Source organism: Roseomonas elaeocarpi (assembly GCF_042433915.1).
GTDB lineage: Bacteria > Pseudomonadota > Alphaproteobacteria > Acetobacterales > Acetobacteraceae > Roseomonas > Roseomonas elaeocarpi.
Genome location: NZ_JBHLUN010000004.1, coordinates 18,127 through 39,776 on the forward strand (window position 1 = coordinate 18,127; position 21,650 = coordinate 39,776).

Sequence of the window (21,650 nt, forward strand, 5' to 3'; positions counted from 1 at the left end):
GACCCGGCTGGCCCGCCGGGGCTGAGCCGCGCGAAAGCCTTGCACCGGCTTCATTGCTTCCCAGCACCGGCCGGTTCGCTATGGTGGGCTGAAACCTCGCGCGCCAGGGTGACCTGAGGGGATAACCGACGCCATGCCGCCGTCACCCACGATCGACTACATCGACCAGTCCTACGACCAGGGGGGCTTCGGCCCGACCGGCAAACCACAGCCGACCTACGTCTTCATCGAGGGCACGGCCCCCGTCGGCCATGGCATCGCGATCACCAACGCCACCACCGGCGAAACCAGCTCGAACCTGAATCCGACGGCGAACGACAAGGGCATCTACGACTTCAGCTTCTTTACGCTCGGCTACGGCACCTACTACGCCACGGACCTCGTCACCGGCGAAACCTCGGGCAGGGTGGACCTGATCGCCGGAACCCCGGGTGGCGACCTCGATGCGCTCGGCTACCCGACCGACCTGTACGGCCCGGTGATCGGGTCCGCGGCACCGAACCCGACCACGATCAGCCCGCCGACGCGCTTCAATCACGCGACGCTCATGAGCGAGTACTACGGCACCATCCACGCCTACAGCGTCGTGCCGGATGATCAGGGACAGCACGCCACCGGTGCCCGCATCTACGTGGACAACGGTCACGCCCTCGCCCTGCCGATCAGCATCGCGGAGCTGAGGGATCACTACAACACCGCGACGCCGCGCGGCGGCAACGGCGGCATTTCGAACCCCGAGCCAACGCTCGACAGCCTCGTGCTGGTCACGGACGACGCGACGGTGCAGTTTTCCCGCGTGCCGACCCTGGTGTTCAACGACATCACGCTGACGGTCCAGCATGACAGGTTCGTCGATTTCCTGTTCTACGACTCGCACTACCCCGACGTCGCAGCCCTGGATCTCAACGTGCGCGAGCACTACGACACCTATGGCTGGCACGAGGGCCGGGATCCGAACGCCTTCTTCGACACGGATGCCTACCTGGCCTTCAACCGCGATGTCGCGGCAGCCGGCGTCAACCCGCTGGACCATTACGACGCTTCGGGCTGGAAGGAAGGGCGTTCTCCTTCCGCGGCCTTCGACACGAGGCTGTACCTGGACTTCAACCCGGATGTGGCGGCGTCCGGGCTGGATCCCCTGGCGCACTACCTCCAGTACGGGATCGCGGAAGGGCGCAAGATCTCGCCCGTCGTGGATGCGGGCGTCGTGCGGAACGGGTTCGACGCGACCTATTACGGCCTTGCCAACGCCGACGTCTCGAGCGCAGGCGTGGATGCGCTGAACCACTTCAATGATTTCGGCTGGCGAGAGGGCCGGAACCCGGACGCTTTCTTCGACACCAACTGGTACCTGGCGCAGAACCCGGACGTGAAGGCCGCGAACGTCAACCCGCTTGCCCACTACGAGGTCTTCGGCTGGCGGGAAGGCCGTGATCCGTCCACCCACTTCAGCACCGCGGCCTACCTGGCAGCGTACCACGACGTGGCGGCCGCCGGCATCGATCCGCTGGACCACTTCCTGCAGTTCGGCGCGGCCGAGGGACGTTCCGGTTTCGGCGACCTGTATTGAAACGTCGGGGGTCAGGCCGGCACGCCTTGCCGGACCAGCATGCGGCAGGCGCCGGGACCCGCGTCCGCGGCCATAGCCGTGCCGGGCAGGATGGCAGGCGCCACAACGGGTCGCGGCCAGCACGAGTCTGGGATTGTGTGACGCGACCGCAGCGGGAAAACCGGCCGCCCCTCAGTACCCGCGGCCGAGGTCCAGCAGCGCTTCCGGCCGCTCCCCCGCCCGGAAGCGCGTGAGGTTGCGGCAGGCGATCGCCGCGGCCGTTTCGGGATGGCTGTAGGCCGCGACGTGCGGAAACACCGTCACCGCCGGGTGGCGCCAGAACGGGTGCTCCGGCGGCAGCGGCTCGGTGGCGAAAACGTCCAGCACCGCGTGCCCCACCTGGCCGGAGTCAAGCGCCTCCCACAGCGCCGCCTCGTCGAGGTGGCCGCCCCGTGCCAGGTTCACCACCCCGCCGCCGCGCGCCAGCCGCGCGAAGGTGTCGCGCCCCAGGATGCCGGCCGTCTCGGCGGTCAGCGGCAGGAGGTTCACCAGGATCTCCGTGCCGTCGAGCATCCGCCCCAGCCCCGCCGCGCCGTGGAGGCAGGCGACGCCCTCGACCTGCTTCGGCCGCCGGCTCCAGCCCCGCACCGCGAAGCCCAGCCCGGCCAGCGCCCGCGCCGTCGCGCCGCCCAGCTCGCCCAGGCCCAGCACGCCCACGCGCCGCTCCCGCGCCAGGGGCTGCACCCGCTGGTGCCATTCCCCGCGCGCCGCCTGCGCGGCATAGGCCGGGTATTGCCGGTGGAGGAACAGCACCGCCGCCGCCGCGGACTCCACCATCGCCTCGGTCATGGCGGGGTTCACCAGCCGCGCCACGGGGATGTCGCGCGGCAAATCGGGGTCGCGCAGCAGGCGGTCCACCCCGGCCCAGAGGCTCTGGATGAAGCGCAGCCGCGGCAGCCGCGCCAACGTGCCGGGCGGCGGGTTGGCGGCGAAGGCCACTTCCACCGCCGCCGGGTCGAAGTCCTCCGTCGCCAGCACCAGGGTTTCGCGTGCCGGCAGGTAGGCGCGCAGGTGGCGCCCCCACTCGGCGTATTCGGCCGCGTCCATGTCGCCGCACAGCAGCACCGTCATCCGCGCCTCCCCTCCTTCACGTCGCCCCGGTCACGCCGCCCTGCTCACGCCGTTCAGGCGCCTCAATCCCCAGTCGCCTCGCTGGCACGCGCCGGCGCATCGCCCGCCCGCAGGTCCGGCACCACGCGCCAGACCCAGACCAGGTTCACCAGGAACAGCGTGCCCGTCAGCACGAAGACCCAGCGTATCCCCGCCAGCGCCGCCACGGTGCCGCCGGTGAACGGCCCCATCGAGCTGCCGAGAAAGGTCGCCGAGGCCGTCAGACCATAGGCCAGCCCGCGCTGCGAGGCCGGCACCAGCCGCCCCACCAGCGCGTTGGCGGTGGGCAGGATGCCGCCCACGAAGAGCCCGACGCCGAAGCGCAGGGCGAGGAACTGCCAGTAGGCGCCCACCAGGCTCTGCGGCAGGCTCATCATCGCGGCGCCGAACAGCGAGATCAGCAGCACCCGGCGGTATCCCAGCACGTCCGAGCGCTTGCCCAGGAAGGGCGAGGCGATCAGGTCCGCGATGCCGGTCACCGAGAAGGCGAAGCCCGCCAGCGTCGCCAACCCCGGCTCCCACCCCACCAGATCCTGCACGAACAGCGTCACCACCGGCTGCACGGTGCGCACGCCGAACTGCGCGATCAGCAGCACCAGGAACAGCGGCAGGAGGCCGCGCGTGCGCGCCAGCGCCGCGAAGGACTGCCAGATCGGCTGCTTGGTCTTGGTGGCGCGTGGCGCGCGCTCTTCCCGAACGCCGAGATAGGCAGCCGTCGCGGCGGCGGCGGCGAAAGCGGCGGTGCAGAAGAACACCATCCGGTACTGGCCCGTGACGTCGGCCACGGTGCCGCCCACCACCGGCCCGACCAGGCCACCGATCAGCTGCCCCGTGCTGAGCCAGCCCAGCGCGAAGCCCAGCCGCTCTTCCCGCACCTGGGTCGCCACCAGCGCGATGGCGGAGGCCGAGAAGCCACTGAAGGCGCCCATGCAGGCCCGCAGCGCCACCAGCTGCCACAGATGCGTCGAGAGCCCCATCAGCAGCGTGAAGAAGCAGATCGCCAGCGAGGAGCGCAGCACCATCGCCTTGCGCCCGTAGCGGTCGGCGACCGAACCCCAGACCGGCGAGGCAAAGGCCGCCACGAAGGCGTTGAGCGAGGCGAGCAGCCCGGCCCAGAACTCCACCGGGCCGCCCGGCTGGACGCCGATCTCCGGCAGGAACAGCGGCAGGATCGGGCTCGCGACCGAGAGCGCCATGCTCATGATGAACTGCACGCCCACCATGCACCACAGCGTGCGCAGCCCAGGCTCGCGCGCCGTCATGCCGCCAGGCCCGCGCGGCCACGGGCCTCCCGCGACGCCGGCGGAAGGCGCAGGAGCGCCGCCGGGCGAGGCGCCCGCCGGGCCGATGCCCGCCGCAACAACGTCCGTTGCGACGACATCTGTTGGAACACCACCAGCCCGAAGGCCACGGCCGGCCCGGTGACGCGCGGCGGAGGGTTTCGATGTGGCGGCACGAGTCCCTCCGGAAAGGCAGCCCGCAGACTACACCCGCGCCCCACCCGCCCGAACAGCCCCCGGGCCTGGCGGGAGCCGCCCGGCAAAGAACCGGCCACACGGTTCCCGCGGATGCCCTGCGCCCGACGGACGTCCCAGGGTCATCCTTGGGCGCCTCGCCCTCAGTACTGCTTGTAGGGCAGGAACTTGCCGCTCATGGTGATGGCCACGCGGTCGCCGGCGTTGTTGGGCTCGCGCTCGAGGTTCATGCGGAAGTCGATGGCGCTCATGATACCGTCGCCGAACTCCTCGTGGATCAGCGCCTTGAAGGTCGTGCCGTAAACCGAGATCAGCTCGTAGAAGCGGTAGATCAGCGGGTCGGTCGGCACCGCGGTGGGCAGCGAGCCACGGTACGGCGGCTGCTGCATCAGCTTCACCTCGTAGTCGCTGAGGTCGAGTTCGGCGCCGAGTGCCTCGGCGGCCGCCTTCGGCAGCGGCATCTGCCCCATCAGCGCGGCGGTGACGTATTCCTTGCTCAGCTCGCTTCCCGCGGCGTTGACCAGCGCGGTCAGCCCTTTCCAGCTCAGGTCCCGCTCGATCTTGAGGCGGACGATCTTCTCGGTGAGTTCGGCGCGTGCGGTCATGCGTGTGGTTCCCCAGGGCTCGGGCGGTGCGGCGCCCGCCCTGCAAGAAGCTTGCCCGGCGCAGACGAAGCGTTCCGCACGTCGCGGGCAACGCCGCCCCGGAGGCCGCCGACACCCCGGCCGCGAGCGGTGCGGACACGCCCACCGGCCGGGGCCCACCCGCCCGCGCTCACACCCCGATCGCCGCCTTCACCCGTTCCCGCGTCAGCGGCAGGTCGCGCAGCCGCACGCCCGTGGCATCGGCGATGGCGTTGCCGATCGAGGCCCCGGTCGGCCCCTGCCCGGTCTCGCCGGCGCCCAGGAAAGGCAGGCCGGGACGCTCGATGATGTGCACCTCGACGCTCTCGGGAACATCCTCGAAGCGCAGGATCGGGTAGGTGGACCAGTCCACGCTGGTGATCGCGCCGTCGTCCCAGGTCGTGCTCTCGTACAGCGTCCAGCTCGAGGACTGCAGGATCGCGCCCTCGACCTGGTTGCGCAGGCCGTCGGGATTCACGACCTGCCCGCTGTCCACCGCCGCCACGGCGCGGATGAGGCGCGCGCGGCCGGTCTCGTGCGACACCTCGACCTCGGTGGCCACGGCGCAATAGGCGGCGAGGTTCTTGTAGCGCGCGAAGGCGAAGCCGTAGCCCCGCCCGCGCGGCGCCCGCTGCCCGGCCTTCCAGCCGAAGCGCTCGGCGGCGGTGGCGATCACCTCGCGGGCGCGGGCATCCTCCATGTGCCGCAGCCGGAACTCCACCGGGTCGGCCCCGGCGGCGCGCGCCAGGTCGTCCATGAAGGTCTCGATGGTGAAGACGTTCATGTAGGCACCGAGCGAGCGCATCGCCGAGATGCGCAGCGGCATGTCGCGCAGGAAGTGGTTCACCACCCGCGCACTGGGCAGGTGGTACAGCGGGATGCCGTTGCGGTCGCCAGCCCCCTCCGGCTGCGGCGCGGGTTTCGGCACCGGGATCGGGAAGGGATCGGCCACCAGCTGCGCCGCCAGCAGCGTGCCGGCGGAACCAGGACGCATGTTGTGCGAGTTGCTCCACACGCCGTAGTCCCAGTCCACGATGCGGCCCGAGGCGTCGAGCGCCGCCTCCACCTCGGTCACCATGCCCGGGCCCAGCGGCTCCCAGCCGTTCTCCTGCTCGCGCATCCACTGAAGGCGGATGGGCCGCCCCGGCACGGCGCGGGCGATCAGCGCCGCATCGGCGGCCGCGTCGTCGGCGCCGTTGTGGCCGTAGCAGCCCGAACCCTCGGTATGCACCGCGCGCACCTTCTCGAGCGGCAGGCGCAGCATCTCCGCGATCGCGGCACGGTCGGGATAAACGCCCTGCGTGTGCGTCCACACCGTCACCGCCCCGTCCACCCAGTGCGCCACCGCGCAGGACGGGCCGATCGAACCATGCGCCTGGTAGGCGCGGGTGTAACGCGCCCGCAGCCGCTTCACGCCCTCGACCGGCTTCCGGTTGTCGAGGATCGGGATGTCCTCGGTCGGCAGCGACTGCAGCACCTGGAAGATGTCGCCCTGTCTGGGCAGCGCCGGCCCCGGCTGCCACTGCGCCGCGGCGGACAGGGCGCGCATCGCCTTGATCGCCTGCCATTCCTTGGTGGCCACCACGGCCAGGAAGTTGCCCTCGCGCACCACCTTGACCACGCCCGGCATCCGCTCGACCGCGCTGCTGTCGAGCGCCCGCAGCGTGGCACCCGGCCCCGAGGGCCGCACCACCCGCGCGTGCAGCATCCCCTCCGGCCGCATGTCCTGGACATAGGCGGCCCCGCCCGTGACCTTGGCCGGGATGTCGAGCCGCTGCACCGGCGTGTTCATCACCCGGAAGCTCTTCGGGTCCTTCAGCGGCGAGTTCGGCTGCGCCCGCCCGCTCAGCGCCTCAGCCGACACCAGCGCGCCGTAGTCGATCCGCTGTCCCGCAGGCCCGATCACCGCGCCGCTCTCGGCCCGGCAGCTGGCGGCATCGACGCCCCAACGCCCCGCCGCCTCGGACAGCAGAATCGCGCGCACCTGCGCCGCGGCGTTGCGGATCGCGGTGCCGCTGTCCTGCATGGAATGGCTGCCGGCGGTGTAGCCCTCGTTCGCCGTGCGCCCGGTATCCGCGGTCACCATGGTGATCCGCCCGGGCGCGACCTCCAGCTCCTCGGCCGCCACCTGCATCAGCGCGGTGCGGATGCCCTGGCCGAGCTCCGCCTTGCCGGTGAACACCGTCACCGCCCCGTCCGCACCGATCCGTATCCACGCATCGAGCGCCGGGCTCGACTGGAGGCTGCCCGGCAGGCGCGGCTTGCCGTCGGGCTCCTGCGAGGCCGCCGGATGCGCCAGCGAGAAGCCGAGCACCAGCGCCCCGGCCCCGGCGATCACGCCGCGCCGCGTCAGCGCCACCCCGCCCGCGGCGGGGGCCCTGGTCCAGGCGTTCATGACACCACTCCCATCCACCGGACGCCCGCCGCGCCTCCCGTCCCGCGCGCCCTCACCGCACCACGCTCCCGCCCGCCGGCGTGGCGTCGGCCGTCTGCATCAGCCCCGCCGCGCGTCGCACCGCGCGCAGGATGCGCGCATGGGTGCCGCAGCGGCACAGGTTGGTCTGCAGCTGCGCCCGGATCTCTTCCTCCGAGGCGCGGGGATTGCGCGCCAGCAGCGCCTGCGCCCGCATCATCATCCCCGGAATGCAGTAGCCGCACTGCGCCGCCTGTTCCTCGATGAAAGCGCGCTGCATCGGCCCCGGCGCCTCGACGGTGCCCAGCCCTTCCAGCGTGGTCACCTGCCGCCCTTCGGTGAGCAGGATCGGCGTGACGCAGGAAAACACCGCCTCGCCATCCACCATCACGGTGCAGGCGCCGCACTGACCCAGCCCGCAGCCGTACTTCGCGGCGTTGAGGCCGAGCTCGTCGCGCAGCACGTAGAGCAAGGGGGTGTCGGGCTCCGCCTCGACCACGTGCCGCTGCCCGTTGACGACCATCGTCACCATCTGGCGCTTCCTCTCATCCCGCTCCGGCATCGGGGCCGCCGCCCGGAGCCCTGTTCTTCAGCGTCTGGTTCCCAGGGTCTGTTCCCTGGGGTCTGTTCCTCGGGGTCTGTTCCTCGGGGTCTGTTCCTCGGGGTCTGCCGTTCAGGCCCCGGTCACGAGGCCCCGGCACTACTCCGCCGCCGCCTTCCTCGCGGCACGGCGCCCCGGAACCGGCCCTTCATGGCCGGGCCGGCTCGGCCGGCGCGTCGCGCGAGGCTACCATGGGGCGGGACGAGGCGCGGTCACGGTCTCGCGCCGCCCGCACCTGATCCTCCACCTTGTCCCAGCCCGGCCGGCCGGGCGCAAAATCCGCCCGCAGGTAGCGCGCCAGCGCCGCCAGCTGCGCGTCGTCCAGCGTGCCGCGGAAGCCCGGCATGATCGGCGCCCGCTCCCCCGCCGAGGCCGGCAGCCCGTTCAGCACCACGTTCAGCAGGTTTTCCGGCGAAGGTCCGGTGACGCCGGTGCTCAGCGCCAGGTTCATGCCGCCGAAAGGCAAGGGGCGCCCGGCCTCGTGGCAGGTGGCGCAGGTCGCGGCGTAGATCGCCCGCCCGGCCTCGTTGCCGTTCGCGGCGGTGCCCGTCGCCGTGGCGCCCACCGTGGCGGCCGGGGCGGGGGTGCCGTTGGCGGCATCGGTGCCGGTGGCGGTGACGCCCGGGGCGGCGCCGGCCGGAACCGTGCCGCCCGAACGCGTGCCCGCGGCCGTGGCCCCGGCACCCGCCGCGCTGCCGCCGGCGGGAGACCCGCTCGCCACCTGGCTGTCGCCCGCCACCGGCCGCGCGCCCGGCCCGCCGCCCCGCGCGCGCTCCAGCGCCGCCTGTGCCTGCCGCTGACGCTCCGCCGCGGGCACGCCCATGCGCGACACCACGTAGTGCGCGATGGCCCGCACATCCTCCTCCGGCACCGAGGCAAGGTTGCCCACCACCGGCGCCATGGCCCCGCGCGCCACCCCGTGCTGCGCCTGCCACCCGTGGCGGAGGTAGTCGGCCATCGCCGCCTCGGTCCAGGGCACGGCGGCGGGCGAGGCCGCGTTCAGGGCATAGGCGTGCCAGCCCTCGGCCTCGCCGCCCGCGAAATGCGCGTCCTCGCGCTCGGCGCCCAGGGCGTTGCGCGGGGTGTGGCAGGCGCCGCAATGGCCCAGCCCCTCGGCCAGGTAGGCGCCGCGCTGCCACAGCGCGTCGGAGGTCCCACCGGGCGTGGCACCCGGCGCCGCAACGGGCGTGGCCCCTCGGGCCGCGTCCGGCGAAGCCGCCGGGGCGCCGCCGCGCGCCGCCAGCGCCTGCGCGCCGTCCGCCGGCGCCGGGATCGCCCGCCCGCCCTCGCGGAAGAACAGCAGCTTCCAACCCGCCAGCACCCAGCGCTGGTTCAGCGGAAAGGGCAGGTCGTTCGCGGGCGCCGTGGCCCGCACCGGTTCGCGCGTCATCAGGAAGGCGTAGAGCGCGTGGTTGTCCGCATCCGTGGTGCGGGTGAAGTGGTCGTAGGGAAAGGCCGGGTAGAGGTGCTGCCCGTCGCGGTCCAGGCCTTCGCGCATGGCGCGCGTGAAGGCCGCCTCGCTCCAGCGGCCGATGCCGGTGTCGGGGTCGGGCGTGATGTTGGTGGAATACACCGTGCCGAAGGGGGTCGGCATCGGGAAGCCGCCGGCGAAGACCTTACCCCCCGCCGCCGTGTGGCACACGTTGCAGTTGCCGATCGCGGCCAATTCCGCTCCGCGGCGCACCACATCCGCGTCGAAGCTGCCGGGCGCCGGCGGCGTGACCGGCGCGATGGCCGGGTGCCAGGCATAGGCCGCGAAACCGCCCACGCCGAGCACCACCGCCGCCAGTCCCGCGAGGAGGAAGTACCGTGCCCGCATGCTGCGGCATCCCGTTCTGATCGTTCTTGTTTCCCGGGAAGAACACGCCGTTCCTGGGCCTCCCCGCCCGAGGCGGCGCGGGCCGAAGTCCCGCCGTTCGTGCTGCGCGGAAGGCTCCGCCCGCGCAGGCTTCAGGTCAACGCGCCCGCCCATCACGGCTGACGGAGCGTTCCGGCGCCGATACGTCCCGGCCGGCACCCTCGCCGTGCTGGCACCTCGCCTGGCTGCCCACGCAGGCCACTCCCCCTCCTGCGGCAGGCCTCGTTGCAGCCGCGTCTGGCCAGCGGCCGATGGCCGAACCCCGACTTGTCCCTGCGCCCACCATCGGACGGGAAAGCGGCACGTCGCACCCGCTTGATAGATACGTTATAACATGACAGACCATCGAGCCATGCCGCCACGCCTCGATCCCACGGCCGCTCACCGACCGTCCGGCCTTGCCGCGCCCACGCCGCCGTGGCTAGCTGCACCGGTCGACGGTCCCGCGCGAGCGGGTGAAAAGGGAACACCGTGCGTTCCGGCAGGGCCCCGCGCCCGGGAACAAGTCGGTGGCTGCCCCCGCAACTGTCAGCGGCGTGCCGCTGGCCCGTCCGTCACGCCGCAGCGGCGTGGCGGGTCACTGTGCCGCCCCGGGCTGCTGCCGGGGAAGCGCGGGAAGACAGGGCCGGTGGCGGGGCGCATCCGGTCAAACCCGGCTGCCACGCGCCGCGAGCCAGGAGACCTGCCGTCGTCGCGCCATCATGCCGCCGGGCGGGGTGCTCCGGAGGCAGGAGAGTTCCTGTGACCCACGCCCCGCTCCACCCGCGCCCGGCCGTCCCCGCATCCACCCCCGCATACCCCTTGGCAAGCGCCACGGCCGCCCTGCCCGCGGGGTCGGCCCCGACCGCCCGTCGCCGGCGCTTTCCCGCGGCGAGGCTCCCGGCCGCGATCCTGGCCGCCGCTACACTGCTGGCGCCGCTCCTGGTCACGCTGGCCCCGGCCACGCCCGCCCAGGCCACGCCCACCCGGACCGAGCCCACCCAGGCCGATCCCACAAAGGCCGATCCCGCCCAAAAGGAACCCAGCCAGACCGGACCCACCCAGACCGGGCCCACCCAGGCCGGGCCCACGCGCTACCCGCTGACGCTCAGCAACTGCGGCCGCGACGTCACCTTCCCCCACGCGCCGCAACGCGCCGTGTCGATCGGCCAGAACGAGACGGAGATCATGCTCTCGCTCGGCCTGGGCGACCGGCTGGTCGGCACCGCCCTCTGGGTCGGCCCGGTGCTGCCCGAACTCGCCGGGGCGAACGCGCGCATCCCGCGCCTGGCCGACAACGACCCCAGCTTCGAATCCGTGGTGGGGCGCGAGCCCGACCTCGTGACCGCGCAGTTCGAATGGCACCTGGGCCCGCACGGCGCGGTCGGCCGGCGGGAACAGTTCGACGCGCTCGGCATCCCCACCTACGTCGCCCGCACCGACTGCACCGGCAAGGACAACAGCGGCTCCGGCGACGGTGTCCGCCGCACGCCCTTCGATCTGTCGCAGCTCTACGGCGAGATCCGCGACCTCGCCGCGATCTTTGATGTGCAGGACCGGGGCGAGGCGCTGATCCGCAAGCTCCAGGCGCGCGAGGCCGCGGCCGTCGCCGCCGTGGCGCCGCTGCGCGGCCGGGCGATCCCGACGCTGTTCTGGTTTTCCTCGCGCGACGTGGCGGGCGACGCCTTCGTGGCCGGCACCAATGGCGCCCCGGCCGCGATCATGCGCATTCTCGGCCTGCGCAACGTCATCACCACCGAGGACGAGTGGCCCACGGTGGGCTGGGAAACCATCGCCGCCGCAGCACCCCGCCTGATCGTGCTGGGCGAGATGTCGCGCCGCCGCTTCCCCGCCGACGACGCCGCGGTGAAGCGCCGCTTCCTCGAAACCGATCCCGTGGCGCGCGAGATCCCGGCGGTGCGGGCGGGGCAGGTCATCACGGTCGACGCGCAATCCATGAACCCGACCATGCGCACGATCGACGGCATCGAGGCCGTGGCGCGCGGCCTCCAGAACCTCGGCACCGCGCCGTGACGCCCTGGCACGGGATACCGGCCCCCGCCCGCCCGGTCGGATCCGGCGCGCGTGCCCACGGCGGCCGGCGGCAGGGCGGGGCGACCGGCGCGCCCGGGCACCAGGTGGCGCAGCCGCCCAACAGCCCGCCCGCCGCGATGCGCCCGCCGGGGCTGCGCCCTGCCGCGCATCCGGCCACCCCCGGCGGATCACCGGCTTGAGCGCCCCCCTCGCCCTCCCTTCCTCGCTGCGCGCCCGGGCCGCGCGGCTGCTGCCCCTCGACGAGGCCCGACGCGGCGCGGCGCAGCGGCGGCTGGCCACGGTGCTGCTGCCCGCCTCGCCGCTGATCCTGGCGCTGGCCGTCGCACTGGCGGTGTCGGCCGGCGAGATGCGCATCCCGCCGCTCACGGTGCTCGAGGCCATGGCCAACCGCCTCCTCGGCGCGGGCTTCCCCGTGTCGCGGCTGCAGGAAGGCGTGATCTGGGACTACCGCCTCAGCCGCGCGCTGATGGCCGCCTGCCTGGGCGGCGGCCTCGCCACCGCGGGGGCGGTGCTGCAGGCGCTGCTGCGCAACCCGCTGGCGGAGCCCTACGTGCTGGGCATCTCGGCCGGCGCTTCCACCGGCGCGGTGGCGGTGGTGATCCTGGGGCTGGGCGCGGGCACGCTGGGGGCGTCGCTGGGCCTGCCGCTCGGTCTCCCCTTGGGCGCCTTTCTCGGCGCCGCCGTGGCGCTGGCAGCCGTGGCGGCGCTGGCCACGGCGTCCGGCGGCGGCAGCGAGCGCGTGATCCTGTCCGGCGTGGTGGCCTCGCAGCTCTTCAACGCCGCCACCGCCTTTATCGTCACCACCGCGGCCAATGCCGAGCAGGCGCGCGGCGTGATGTTCTGGCTGCTGGGCAGCCTCGGCGGCACCCGCTGGCCCGACCTGGCGCTGGCCGCCCCGGTGGTGCTGGGGGGCGCCGCGGTCTGCCTGCTCCACGCCCGCGCGCTGGACGCCTTCGCCTTCGGAACCGACGCGGCCGCGGCGCTGGGCATCCCGGTGGGCCGGGTCCGCGCCACGCTGTTCGCCACCACCGCGGCGCTGGCGGCGGTGCTGGTGGCGATCGCCGGCACGGTGGGCTTCGTGGGACTGGTGGTGCCGCACGCCGCCCGCTTCCTGGTGGGCCCGTCGCACGCCCGGCTGCTGCCGGCCTCGCTGATGCTGGGCGCCATCCTGACGGTGCTGGCGGACCTCGCCTCGCGCACGCTGGTGGCGGGCCAGACCCTGCCGATCGGCGTGGTCACGGCGCTGTTCGGCGCCCCATGCTTCGCGCTGATCCTGTGCCGTGCCCGGCGCGCGCGATGAGGCGCAGGCCATGAAGCCACGCAGCGATCCCGCCCTCCGCCCCGCCGGGCATCACCCCGCGGCAACACGCCCCACCCCCGCCGCGCCGCGCCCGCACCGCCGCGCCGGACGCGCCCGATGACGCTGGCCACCGAGCGCGTCCGCTGGTCCGCCGGCGGGCGCCTGATCGTGGACGGCGTGACGCTGGAGGCCACGCCGGGCCGGACGCTGGGCCTGCTGGGTCCCAACGGCTCCGGCAAGTCGAGCCTGCTGCACCTGCTGGCCGGGCTGCGCCGGGTGCGCAGCGGCGTGGTGACGCTGGATGGCGGCGACCTCGCGGTGATCCCCCGCCGCGACGTGGCGCGCCGCGTGGCGCTCATGGCGCAGGGCGCCGACACCGACACGCCGCTGACGCTGGAGGAGGTGGTGCGTCTCGGCCGCACGCCCCACCGCGCCGCGCTGGCCGGCTGGACCGAGGCCGACGAGCAGGCGGTGGAACAGGCGCTGCGCGAGACCGACCTCCTCGCGCTGCGCGCCCGCCGCTGGCAAACGCTCTCGGGCGGCGAGCGCCAGCGCGCCCAGATCGCCCGTGCCCTGGCGCAGGACCCGCGCGAGCTGATCCTGGACGAGCCCACCAACCACCTCGACATCCGCCACCAGCTCGAAATCCTGGCATTGGTGCGGCGCCTGCCGGTGACCGCGGTGGTGGCGCTGCACGACCTCAACCTCGCGGCGATGTTCTGCGACCGGCTGGCGCTGATGCAGAACGGCCGCCTCGCCGCCGCCGGCACGCCCGAGGCGGTGCTGACGGAAGCGCGTATCGAGGCGGTCTTCGGCGTGCGCGCCCGCGTCGCGCTCTCGGCCGATCACGGCCGGCCGCAGGTGCACTACCTCCCCGGTTGAAAAACCGCCGCGCGGGCGGCCGCGTTCAGCGCGCGAAGGTCGGGAAGCTCGGAAATACCGACCGGTCGCCGGTCGCCGTGCCCGCCGGGGTGCTCGCGGAAGCAGACGCCGCGCCGGTGGACGCGTCGCCGGACGTGCCGGCGGCGGTCCCGGCGCCCGCCCCCGTTCCGGCCGCCACGGTTCCGGCCACCGTCGCGCCGGCCCCGACCGAGCTGGCCCCCATCGGACTGGCTCCCGTCGGATTGGCGCCTGCCGAACCGGCCGCTGCCGGGCTGGTCCCCGCCGCCGCGGCCTCCGCCTTTCCCGCGCCGCCGCCCGTATCATCGGCCAGCGGCGGCAGCGGCGCCGACTGCACCGGGGTCGCGGGCGGCACCGCGTTGCCCAGGAGGCCGCCCGTCGCCACGCCGCTCCCGCCCGGCGCCCCGCCGGACACCCCCGCGGCGGTCGCGCCCGCCGCGCCACCGGGCGCGGAACCACCGCCCCCAGCGCCACCCGGCCCGGGCACGCCGCCACCCTGGCCCGCCCCGGCCTCCTTGCCGCCCCCGGCGGTCGCCCCCGTGCCGACCGTGGCCACGGTATAGTCCGGCAGCACGCGCGCCTGGTTGCCGGTGATCACCAGCACCTTCTGCCCGATCGCCAGCGGCACGGTGTCGGTCTGCGCCACCGACAGCAGCTCGTCGTTGCTCTTGCGGACGATGTACTCGTAGCCCTTGGCATCCCCCGTGGCGCGCTCCGCGGCGCTGCCCAGCAGCCCGCCCACCACGCCGCCGCCGATTGCCCCGAAGGCCGAGGCCGTGCTGCCGGCGCCAACCGTGGAGCCCGCCAGGCTGCCCGCCGCCGCCCCCGCCGTGGCGCCGGTGGTGCCGTCGGCGCGGATGTCCACCGGCCGCGCGCCCACGATCACCCCCTGCTCGACCTTGTTGGCCTGCTGCACGGCGCGCGTGGCATAGGTGTTGGGGGAATAATCGCCGCCGCAGCCCGACAGCAGCAGCAGCCCGGCCGGCAGGAGGCCGCGAAACCCGCGCCCGGCGCGATCCCTGGAACCTTCCCCGGGACATCTCGCGGCCGTTGCCGCCCGCCATCCACGCGGCCCGCCCGCCGCCCGATCCACCCGTCCCGCCATGCGCGCGCACCGCTCCGCCCTTGCCGGGGCCGTCAGGTAGAGCCCCCGTGCCGATGCCTCAACCCCGTTTCCGCCGGCGCTCGCCCCCGGCTGGATCGCGTTTGCGGCAGGGCTGCTCCGGACGGGACCGTTTTTCGACAGGGCTGCTCCGGCGGCGCTGTTCCGGCGGGGCCGCACTCCTGGCAGGGCTGTTCCGTCGGCCTGTTCCGCCGGGCGGCTCCGGTCAACTGTTCCGGCCGGGCCACGCCGGGCACAGCTCCGCGCCCCGCGCGACTCCGGCGCAGCCGCTCCCGCCCCCCTCCGGCGCGGGCCGCGCCGCCCGGCACCCTCAGGCGGCAGCCCCGCCCGGCGCGGCCTCGGGCAGCGACGGGTGGTGGAAGGCCATCCGGTTGCGGCCGCCGCGCTTGGCGGCGTAGAGCGCGGCGTCGGCGTGGCGCAGCAGCTCCGCCGTGTCGGTGACCCCGCGGCTCCAGGCCGTGGCGCCGATCGAGCAGCCGACGCTCACCGTCACCGGGCGCCCGTCCTCGCCCGGCACCGTGAAGGGGCGCTGGCCGATGCTTTCCAGCACGCGCCGGCCGACCTCGGCGCTGCCGCCCTCGCTGCTCAGCCCCGCCTGTTCTTCCAGCAGCAGCACGAACTCGTCGCCGCCGATGCGCGCCACCACGTCGCTGCCGCGCACGCAGCGGCCGAGCCGCTGGGCGGCCTCGCGCAGCACCGCGTCGCCGGCGGCGTGGCCGTGCTCGTCGTTGACCGGCTTGAAGCGGTCGAGGTCGAGGCAGAGCAGCGCGAAGCCCCGCCCGCCCAGCCGGGCGCGCAGCGAGAAGCTTTCCAGTTGCGCCGCCAACCCGGCGCGGTTGAGCAGCCCGGTCATCGGGTCGCGCCGCCCCGCTTCCTCGGCGGCGCTCAGCGCCGCCTCCTTGCGCGTCAGGGCACCGAGCAGCCGGCGCAGCGCGTCCGACAGCGCCTCGACCTCGCGCGGACCGCGCACCGGCGGGAAGTCCTGCCCCTCGCCCAGGCGCAGCCGGTCCACCAGCCGCGCGATCCGCGCCAGCGGCGCCGCGATCCAGTCCGCCAGGAACCAGCCCAGCGCCGCGCAGAACAGCGCCACGGCGCCGCCCCACAGCGCCACGGTGGTGATGACCTGCCGCCCGGAGGCGTAGGACATCTCGGCCGGCTGCCGCGCCAGGATGGCCCAGCCCAGCCCCGGGTAGCTCCCGCCGCCGCGCGCCGCCACCGCCGCGGTCAGGTAGTCGCGCCCGTCGGGCCAGCGCTGCACCGCCGGCGTCACCGCGGGCAGTGCGCCGCGCGCGGCCGCCGCCCCGTCCACGCCGCGCCGCGCCGCAGCCTCGCCCGCCGATCCCGTTCCGCCCGCCGGCGCAACTGCCGCGCCCGGGGAAGCCTCGCCCACCCCGGTTCCCGACCCGCCGGTCCCGACCGTGGCGGCCCCGCCAGCCCCGGTCCCGCCAGCCCCAAGGCCGTTGGCATCAGTCCCGCTGGCATCGGCCCCGCCCGCGGTCGCACCCCGCTGCCCGTTCAACTCATCCAGCAACGGCAGCCGCAGCACCGTGCCCGCCAGCGCGTCGGGGCCCAGCAGGACCTCGCCGTCGCGCGCCACCACCAGGAGGTCGATGCCGCGCCGGCTGCCGAAGGGCAGCACGGTGGAACGTTCCTGCGCCGCGGCCCAGCGCCAGTCGATATGCGCCCCCAGGACGCCCAGCAGCCGGCCATCGGGGCTGCGCAGCGGCAGCGCGATGTCCACGAAGCGCCACGGCTCGCCGTCGCGCTGCGGCAGCAGCCGCGCCAGCAGCACCGCGTCGTGCACGTCGCCCACGAACAGGCCGTCGCGCCCCCGCGCGAACCAGGGCCTGGCCGAAACATCGGCGCCGAGCAGCAGGTTGCTGCTGGACGCCACCACGCGCCCCGCCGGGTCGGCGATGCCCAGCCAGGCGAAGTTCGGGAAGCCGCGCCGGAGGTTGTCCAGCAAGGCGCCGGCGCGCGGCAGGTCTTCCTCGGTGTTGAACTGATCCAGCCGCGACAGGACGCTCAGCAGCACGACGCGCCCTTCCATGTCGGCGGCCAGCCGCCCGTCCAGCAGCGCGGCCAGGGCGCCGAGGTCGCGCCGACGGGCCGCGCCGGCTTCCTCGTAGGCCTGGTGGCCCAGGATCAGCCCGAGGCACAGCGCGCAGGCGGCCGCCAGCCCGGCAAAGGCGAGTGCCAGCTGGCCGCGCATGCCGGTGCGGCGGCGCGGTGGCGTGCTGGCCACGCGAGGCAGCACCGTGCCGCGGATCGCCGCGTCGGAGACGGCCGCGTAGGGAGCCGCCGCATCGGGGGCCGCCGTGCCGGCGCCGGACCTTTCCGCAGCGCGGGAAACCATGCCGAGCCGCTGATTCTGCTGGACTTTTTCGTCAGCTGCCGGCATCCTGTCCATGATCAACCACGCCCTGATATGCCTGTCGCGATTCGCCGGCGGCACAACCCTAGGTCAGGTCCGTCACCGGATTCTTTAAAGAACCCTGTGATCCCGGTAAATTTTTGCACGCAAAGGTTGTGCATTCCAGCATCGTGCCTGGCTGACGCGGGGCACTTCGTGCAGGACGGGCGAGGCAGGACGCACCGCCCCGTGCTATCGGGGAACCATGATCCTCGCTCGTTCCGCACCCGCCCTCACCGGGCGCAGGAGCCCCGGCCCGCGCCGGTCCTGGCCCGCCCGGCTGGCGGCGACGCTGATGCCCGTGCCGCTGCTGTCGGCGCTGCTGCTGCTTCCCGCCGCCCCGGCCACGGCGGCGCCGGCCGCCTGCGCCGCGCAGTATCCCGGCGGCACCGGCCCGGCGATCGAGCGCGCCTCGCTGCGCGACCGCGTCGAGGAACTCTGCTTCGGCGGCTTCGCCCTGCTGCACAGCGGCGTGTCGCGCACGCCGCTCGCGGTGTCGGAGCACCTGACCCGCGCCCGCATCCGCCAGGCCGGACAGGTCCCGCGCGACGACCGCTTCCATGCCGAGGACGCGCTGCCGGACGAGGACCAGTCGCGCCTGTCGGACTACGCCCGCTCCGGCTTCGATCGGGGGCACATGGCGCCCTCGGGCGACATGGCGACCGCCGCCTCGCAGGGAGAAAGCTTCTCGCTCGCCAACATCGTGCCGCAGAACCCGGGCTCGAACCGCTGCCTGTGGGAAGGCGTGGAAAGCACGGTGCGCAGCCTCGCCACCGAGCAGAACGAGGTCTGGGTGGTCACCGGCCCGGTCTTCGAGGGGGAATCGCTGCAGCGGCTGAACAACCGGGTGCTGGTGCCGACCTCGCTGTTCAAGGCGGTCTGGGTGCCCTCGCTGAACGGGGCCGCCGCCTATCTCGCGCCCAATGCCCCGGGGGTGCGCTGGCGCGCGGTGTCGATCGAGGAGCTGCGCCGCATCACCGGCATCGACGTGTTTCCCACCCTGCCCGCCGCGCTGCGGGGCACGGCGCTGGCGCTGCCCGACCCGCGGCCCAGCAACATCCGCGAAAGCTGCTACAGCAACGGCAACAATGGCGAGGTCGCGCAGGCCGACAACGCCCCGCCGCCCGCCGCTGGCCGCGCCGCCGCGCCGCCTGAGGCGCGGCGGAGCCCCGTCGAGGAACGGCGCGTCGACCGCCCGAGAAACGAGCGGGGCAGCCCGCAGGTGCAGCCGGCGGCGAGCAGCCGCCTGACGCTGATCCTGGCAGCGGTGTTCGCGATCGTGGCGGTGGTGGCGCTGATCCGCGTTCTTGGCCGCCGCTGAGACGCCCGGCCCCGGCGGCGCGGGCCGGGCGCGACGGCGAAGTAAGATAGTAAGATGGTAAGGAAGTAAGGCGAATGCGCCGCCGGCGCGGCCCCGGGCCGGCAGCGCGCCCGACGCCCGGCACCCGCCGGCCGGAGGGTCGGCAGCGTGGCGGCACCGCAGGATGGAGGACGCAGGGGATGCAGTTCGAGCCTTTCGCCGACGAGGCCGCCGTGCGGGGCATCGGCGAGCTGACCGTGGAAAACCGGCTCGACCGGATCTCGATCCACGGCAGCCTGGACGTGACGCGCGACCAGGAAGGGCTGGCCCGGGCGCGCGACCTCCGCGACCTGTTGCTGGCCGCCATCGCGCGGCTGGAAGCGGAGGACCTGCCGGAGCGGGTCCGCACCGGCGAGCACACCGACCGCACCCCCAACCCCTTCCGCTAGCGGCGGGCCTGGAAGCGGCGAGCCCGGGGACGCGCCGCTATTCCGCGGCGATCGGCCGCGCCGCGGTGGCACGCCCGCGGTCGAGCAGCACGATCAGCACGATCGACATGATCGGCAGCGCCGCCATGAACAGCAGCCCGTAGTAGTCGCCGCCGCCCGAACGGTCCTTGATGATGCCGAAGACCTGCGGCCCGAAATAGCCGCCGAGATTGCCCACCGAATTGATCCAGGCGATGCCCGCCGCGGCCGCCGTGCCGCTGAGAAAGGCGGTGGGCAGCGACCAGAAGACCGGCAGCGCCGCGAAGATGCCGAAGCTGGCCAGCGCCAGGCCCAGCAGCTTCGGCACGAGGCCGTCATTGCCCGCCGCGATCAGCAGCCCCGCCGTGGCGCAGGCGGCGGCGAAGGCGGTGGTCCACTTCCGCTCGCCGATGCGGTCCGAGAAGAAGCCCCACAGCACCATGGTCACCGCACCCACGGCGTAGGGGAAGGCGTTGAGGAAGCCGAGCTGAACGTTGCCCACCTCGCCGATCGCCTTGATGATCTGCGGCTGAAAGAAGCCCAGCGTGTAGAGCGGCGACACCAGCCCCAGGTACACGAAGCCGTAGCCGATCACCCGTACGTTGAGCAGCGTCTGCCACCACTCGTAGCGCCGCACGGCCTCGCGCTGCCGCTCCTCCTCGCGCAGCGTGTCGTCGAGCCAGCGCTTCTCCTCCGCCGTCAGCCAGTGCGCCTCGCCCGGGCGGTCCGTCAGGTAGGCCAGCACGCCGACCGCGAGCAGCAGCGCCGGGATGGCCTCGATAATGAACATCCACTGCCAGCCATGGAGGCCCCAGACGCCGTCCATGTTGAGCAGGTAGCCCGACACCGGCGAGCCCAGCGCCGAGGAGAAGGGGATGGCGAACATGAACCAGCCCACGATCCGCCCGCGATAGCGTGAGGGGAACCAGAGCGTGAGGTAGAAGATCACGCCGGGAAAGAAGCCCGCCTCCGCCGCGCCGAGCAGCACGCGCACGACGTTGAAGCTGGTCTCGCCCACCACGAAGGCCTGCGCGCCCGACAGGAGCCCCCAGCTCACCATGATGCGGGCGATCCAGCGCCGTGCGCCGAAACGGTGCAGCGCGAGGTTGCTCGGCACCTCGAACACGAAATAGGCCAGGAAGAAGATGCCGGCCGCAGTGCCGAAGGCGGTGGCGCTCAGGCTGAGGTCGCTGCGCATCGCAGGGCCCGCGAAGCCCACGTTCACCCGGTCGAGGTAGGATACGAAGTAGCACAGCACCAGGAAGGGCAGCAGCCGCCAGGCCACCTTGCGCACGGCGCTGCGCTCCACCGCCGGGATCGCGCCACCACCCTCGGCGGGCGCGAAGGCCCCGCCCGACATCGCGCCCATGCGCGCCCTCCCCTGTTCGTTCCCTGTTGCCGGCTTCACGCCGGCTTGTGCGGGAAGTCTGCGGGGGAACGGCGGGGAGGTCGAGCCCTCATTCCCACGGAGAAGGAAAACCGCGCCGCGGCATAGCCCGACGCGGCGCGGCGGGTGCCGTCCCTGGCCGACCGGAACAACGGGGCCACGCCCGGCGGAAGGGCTCAGATGCAGCGACCGCCGTCGACCTCCATGGCGATGCCGGTGATCATCGAGGCCTCGTCGGAGCACAGGAACGCGGCGGCATTGCCCATGTCTTCGGGCGTGGAAAAGCGGCCCAGCGGAATGGTGCTGAGGAACTTCGCGCGGATCTCGGGCGTGTCCTGGCCCATGAAGGTGCTCAGCAGCGGCGTTTCTCCCGCCACCGGGTTGATCGCGTTCACCCGCACGCCAAAGGGCGCCAGTTCCACCGCCATGGCGCGGGTGGCGGTGATCACCCAGCCCTTGGAGGCGTTGTACCAGGTCAGGTTCGGCCGCGGGCTGACGCCGCCGGTGGAGGCGACGTTGAGGATCGCGCCGCGGTGCTGTTCCTTGAACAGCGGCACGATCTCGCGCGCGGCGAGGTAGATCGCCTTCATGTTGACCGCGGCGATACGGTCGAAGCTGTCCTCGGGCAGGGTGTCCAGCGGCTGCGGCGTGTGGCCGACGCCGGCGTTGTTCACCAGGATGTCGAGCCCGCCGAAGCTGTTCCGCGCGGCCTCGGTCATGCTGCGCGCACCGGCGGCGGTGGCGACGTCGGCCTCCACCGCCACGGCGGCATCGCCCAGGCTCTCGGCGACGCGCTGCGCTGCCGCGGCGTCGCGATCGGCCACCACCACGCGCGCGCCCTCGGCCACGAACTTGCGCAGGATGCCCTCGCCGAAGCCGGAGCCGCCGCCGGTGACGATCGCGACCTTGTTCTGAAGTCTCATGGCATGCGTTTCCTCGTGTTGGTGGTTCGTGAACCGGCCCGTGCGGCAGGCTGAATGGTTATGCGGGCCTTCGCCGGCGCATGGCGCCAGCCCGCATCAAGCTGCCGCTGCGCG

At 73.7% G+C, this 21,650-nt stretch carries 16 protein-coding genes and 1 riboswitch; of the genes, 6 read left to right on the top strand and 10 right to left on the bottom strand.

Annotated features, from left to right (window positions below; genetic code table 11):
• Positions 1-133 precede the first annotated feature (133 nt).
• Positions 134-1,570: a hypothetical protein gene (locus ACFFGY_RS05155; protein WP_377043348.1), complete on the top strand. Its 1,437-nt coding sequence runs from the start codon at positions 134-136 to the stop codon at positions 1,568-1,570.
• Between the two features lie 171 nt (positions 1,571-1,741).
• Here ACFFGY_RS05155 and ACFFGY_RS05160 read toward each other — a convergent pair whose 3' ends face one another.
• From ACFFGY_RS05160 to ACFFGY_RS05185, 6 genes are all read right to left on the bottom strand, one after another.
• Entirely contained in the window at positions 1,742-2,680 is a 939-nt protein-coding gene (locus ACFFGY_RS05160; protein WP_377043349.1) for a 2-hydroxyacid dehydrogenase, read from the bottom strand.
• Between the two features lie 62 nt (positions 2,681-2,742).
• The gene (locus ACFFGY_RS05165; RefSeq protein WP_377043351.1) at positions 2,743-3,981 is read right to left on the bottom strand and encodes an MFS transporter; all 1,239 of its coding nucleotides are present in this window, start codon (positions 3,979-3,981) and stop codon (positions 2,743-2,745) included.
• A 356-nt stretch (positions 3,982-4,337) separates the two neighbouring features.
• Positions 4,338-4,799, bottom strand: coding sequence for a cyanase (gene cynS, locus ACFFGY_RS05170; protein ID WP_377043352.1), 462 nt, complete (start codon positions 4,797-4,799; stop codon positions 4,338-4,340).
• A gap of 169 nt (positions 4,800-4,968) precedes the next feature.
• A complete protein-coding gene (locus ACFFGY_RS05175; RefSeq protein WP_377043353.1) occupies positions 4,969-7,212 on the bottom strand; it encodes a xanthine dehydrogenase family protein molybdopterin-binding subunit in 2,244 nt (747 codons plus the stop codon).
• 52 nt (positions 7,213-7,264) lie between these two features.
• A complete protein-coding gene (locus tag ACFFGY_RS05180; protein ID WP_377043354.1) occupies positions 7,265-7,762 on the bottom strand; it encodes a (2Fe-2S)-binding protein in 498 nt (165 codons plus the stop codon).
• A 217-nt stretch (positions 7,763-7,979) separates the two neighbouring features.
• Positions 7,980-9,650 (bottom strand): c-type cytochrome, encoded by a 1,671-nt coding sequence (locus ACFFGY_RS05185; RefSeq protein WP_377043355.1) that lies wholly within the window; start codon positions 9,648-9,650, stop codon positions 7,980-7,982.
• Between the two features lie 460 nt (positions 9,651-10,110).
• Positions 10,111-10,393, top strand: a riboswitch (cobalamin riboswitch).
• Between the two features lie 97 nt (positions 10,394-10,490).
• Here ACFFGY_RS05185 and ACFFGY_RS05190 point away from each other — a divergent pair.
• The 3 genes from ACFFGY_RS05190 (at position 10,491) to ACFFGY_RS05200 (ending at position 13,905) form a co-directional block, all read left to right on the top strand.
• Complete coding sequence (locus ACFFGY_RS05190; protein ID WP_377043356.1) at positions 10,491-11,702, top strand: ABC transporter substrate-binding protein; 1,212 nt, start codon at positions 10,491-10,493, stop codon at positions 11,700-11,702.
• 196 nt (positions 11,703-11,898) lie between these two features.
• On the top strand, positions 11,899-13,023 hold the full coding sequence (locus ACFFGY_RS05195) for a FecCD family ABC transporter permease (protein WP_377043357.1): 1,125 nt from the start codon (positions 11,899-11,901) through the stop codon (positions 13,021-13,023).
• A gap of 117 nt (positions 13,024-13,140) precedes the next feature.
• Positions 13,141-13,905, top strand: coding sequence for an ABC transporter ATP-binding protein (locus ACFFGY_RS05200; protein WP_377043358.1), 765 nt, complete (start codon positions 13,141-13,143; stop codon positions 13,903-13,905).
• A 25-nt stretch (positions 13,906-13,930) separates the two neighbouring features.
• Here the strand turns inward: ACFFGY_RS05200 and ACFFGY_RS05205 are convergent, their stop codons facing one another.
• Both ACFFGY_RS05205 and ACFFGY_RS05210 read right to left on the bottom strand, forming a co-directional pair.
• Positions 13,931-15,028: an outer membrane lipoprotein gene (locus ACFFGY_RS05205; RefSeq protein ID WP_377043359.1), complete on the bottom strand. Its 1,098-nt coding sequence runs from the start codon at positions 15,026-15,028 to the stop codon at positions 13,931-13,933.
• Between the two features lie 328 nt (positions 15,029-15,356).
• Entirely contained in the window at positions 15,357-17,402 is a 2,046-nt protein-coding gene (locus ACFFGY_RS05210; RefSeq protein WP_377043360.1) for a diguanylate cyclase, read from the bottom strand.
• A 262-nt stretch (positions 17,403-17,664) separates the two neighbouring features.
• Between ACFFGY_RS05210 and ACFFGY_RS05215 the strand changes: the two genes are divergently transcribed.
• Positions 17,665-18,780: a DNA/RNA non-specific endonuclease gene (locus ACFFGY_RS05215; protein WP_377043361.1), complete on the top strand. Its 1,116-nt coding sequence runs from the start codon at positions 17,665-17,667 to the stop codon at positions 18,778-18,780.
• Between the two features lie 179 nt (positions 18,781-18,959).
• Complete coding sequence (locus tag ACFFGY_RS05220) at positions 18,960-19,208, top strand: hypothetical protein (RefSeq protein ID WP_377043362.1); 249 nt, start codon at positions 18,960-18,962, stop codon at positions 19,206-19,208.
• Between the two features lie 37 nt (positions 19,209-19,245).
• On the opposite strand, the gene ACFFGY_RS05225 is transcribed toward ACFFGY_RS05220, so the two are convergent.
• The gene (locus tag ACFFGY_RS05225; RefSeq protein WP_377043363.1) at positions 19,246-20,595 is read right to left on the bottom strand and encodes an MFS transporter; all 1,350 of its coding nucleotides are present in this window, start codon (positions 20,593-20,595) and stop codon (positions 19,246-19,248) included.
• 194 nt (positions 20,596-20,789) lie between these two features.
• Positions 20,790-21,536 carry a glucose 1-dehydrogenase gene (locus ACFFGY_RS05230; protein ID WP_377043364.1) on the bottom strand — a complete coding sequence of 249 codons (747 nt, stop codon included), beginning with the start codon at positions 21,534-21,536 and terminating at the stop codon, positions 20,790-20,792.
• Positions 21,537-21,650 lie beyond the last annotated feature (114 nt).

What these genes read in the sequence shown, in the direction of transcription:
- ACFFGY_RS05165 (WP_377043351.1), bottom strand. Translation starts at nt 3,981, where the DNA reads ATGACGGCGCGCGAGCCTGGGCTGCGCACGCTGTGGTGCATGGTGGGC.
- ACFFGY_RS05230 (WP_377043364.1), bottom strand. Translation starts at nt 21,536, where the DNA reads ATGAGACTTCAGAACAAGGTCGCGATCGTCACCGGCGGCGGCTCCGGC.
- ACFFGY_RS05155 (WP_377043348.1), top strand. Translation starts at nt 134, where the DNA reads ATGCCGCCGTCACCCACGATCGACTACATCGACCAGTCCTACGACCAG.
- ACFFGY_RS05210 (WP_377043360.1), bottom strand. Translation starts at nt 17,402, where the DNA reads ATGGTTTCCCGCGCTGCGGAAAGGTCCGGCGCCGGCACGGCGGCCCCC.
- ACFFGY_RS05160 (WP_377043349.1), bottom strand. Translation starts at nt 2,680, where the DNA reads ATGACGGTGCTGCTGTGCGGCGACATGGACGCGGCCGAATACGCCGAG.
- ACFFGY_RS05220 (WP_377043362.1), top strand. Translation starts at nt 18,960, where the DNA reads ATGCAGTTCGAGCCTTTCGCCGACGAGGCCGCCGTGCGGGGCATCGGC.
- ACFFGY_RS05215 (WP_377043361.1), top strand. Translation starts at nt 17,665, where the DNA reads ATGATCCTCGCTCGTTCCGCACCCGCCCTCACCGGGCGCAGGAGCCCC.
- ACFFGY_RS05185 (WP_377043355.1), bottom strand. Translation starts at nt 9,650, where the DNA reads ATGCGGGCACGGTACTTCCTCCTCGCGGGACTGGCGGCGGTGGTGCTC.
- ACFFGY_RS05175 (WP_377043353.1), bottom strand. Translation starts at nt 7,212, where the DNA reads ATGAACGCCTGGACCAGGGCCCCCGCCGCGGGCGGGGTGGCGCTGACG.
- cynS (WP_377043352.1), bottom strand. Translation starts at nt 4,799, where the DNA reads ATGACCGCACGCGCCGAACTCACCGAGAAGATCGTCCGCCTCAAGATC.
- ACFFGY_RS05200 (WP_377043358.1), top strand. Translation starts at nt 13,141, where the DNA reads ATGACGCTGGCCACCGAGCGCGTCCGCTGGTCCGCCGGCGGGCGCCTG.
- ACFFGY_RS05205 (WP_377043359.1), bottom strand. Translation starts at nt 15,028, where the DNA reads ATGGCGGGACGGGTGGATCGGGCGGCGGGCGGGCCGCGTGGATGGCGG.
- ACFFGY_RS05225 (WP_377043363.1), bottom strand. Translation starts at nt 20,595, where the DNA reads ATGGGCGCGATGTCGGGCGGGGCCTTCGCGCCCGCCGAGGGTGGTGGC.
- ACFFGY_RS05180 (WP_377043354.1), bottom strand. Translation starts at nt 7,762, where the DNA reads ATGGTGACGATGGTCGTCAACGGGCAGCGGCACGTGGTCGAGGCGGAG.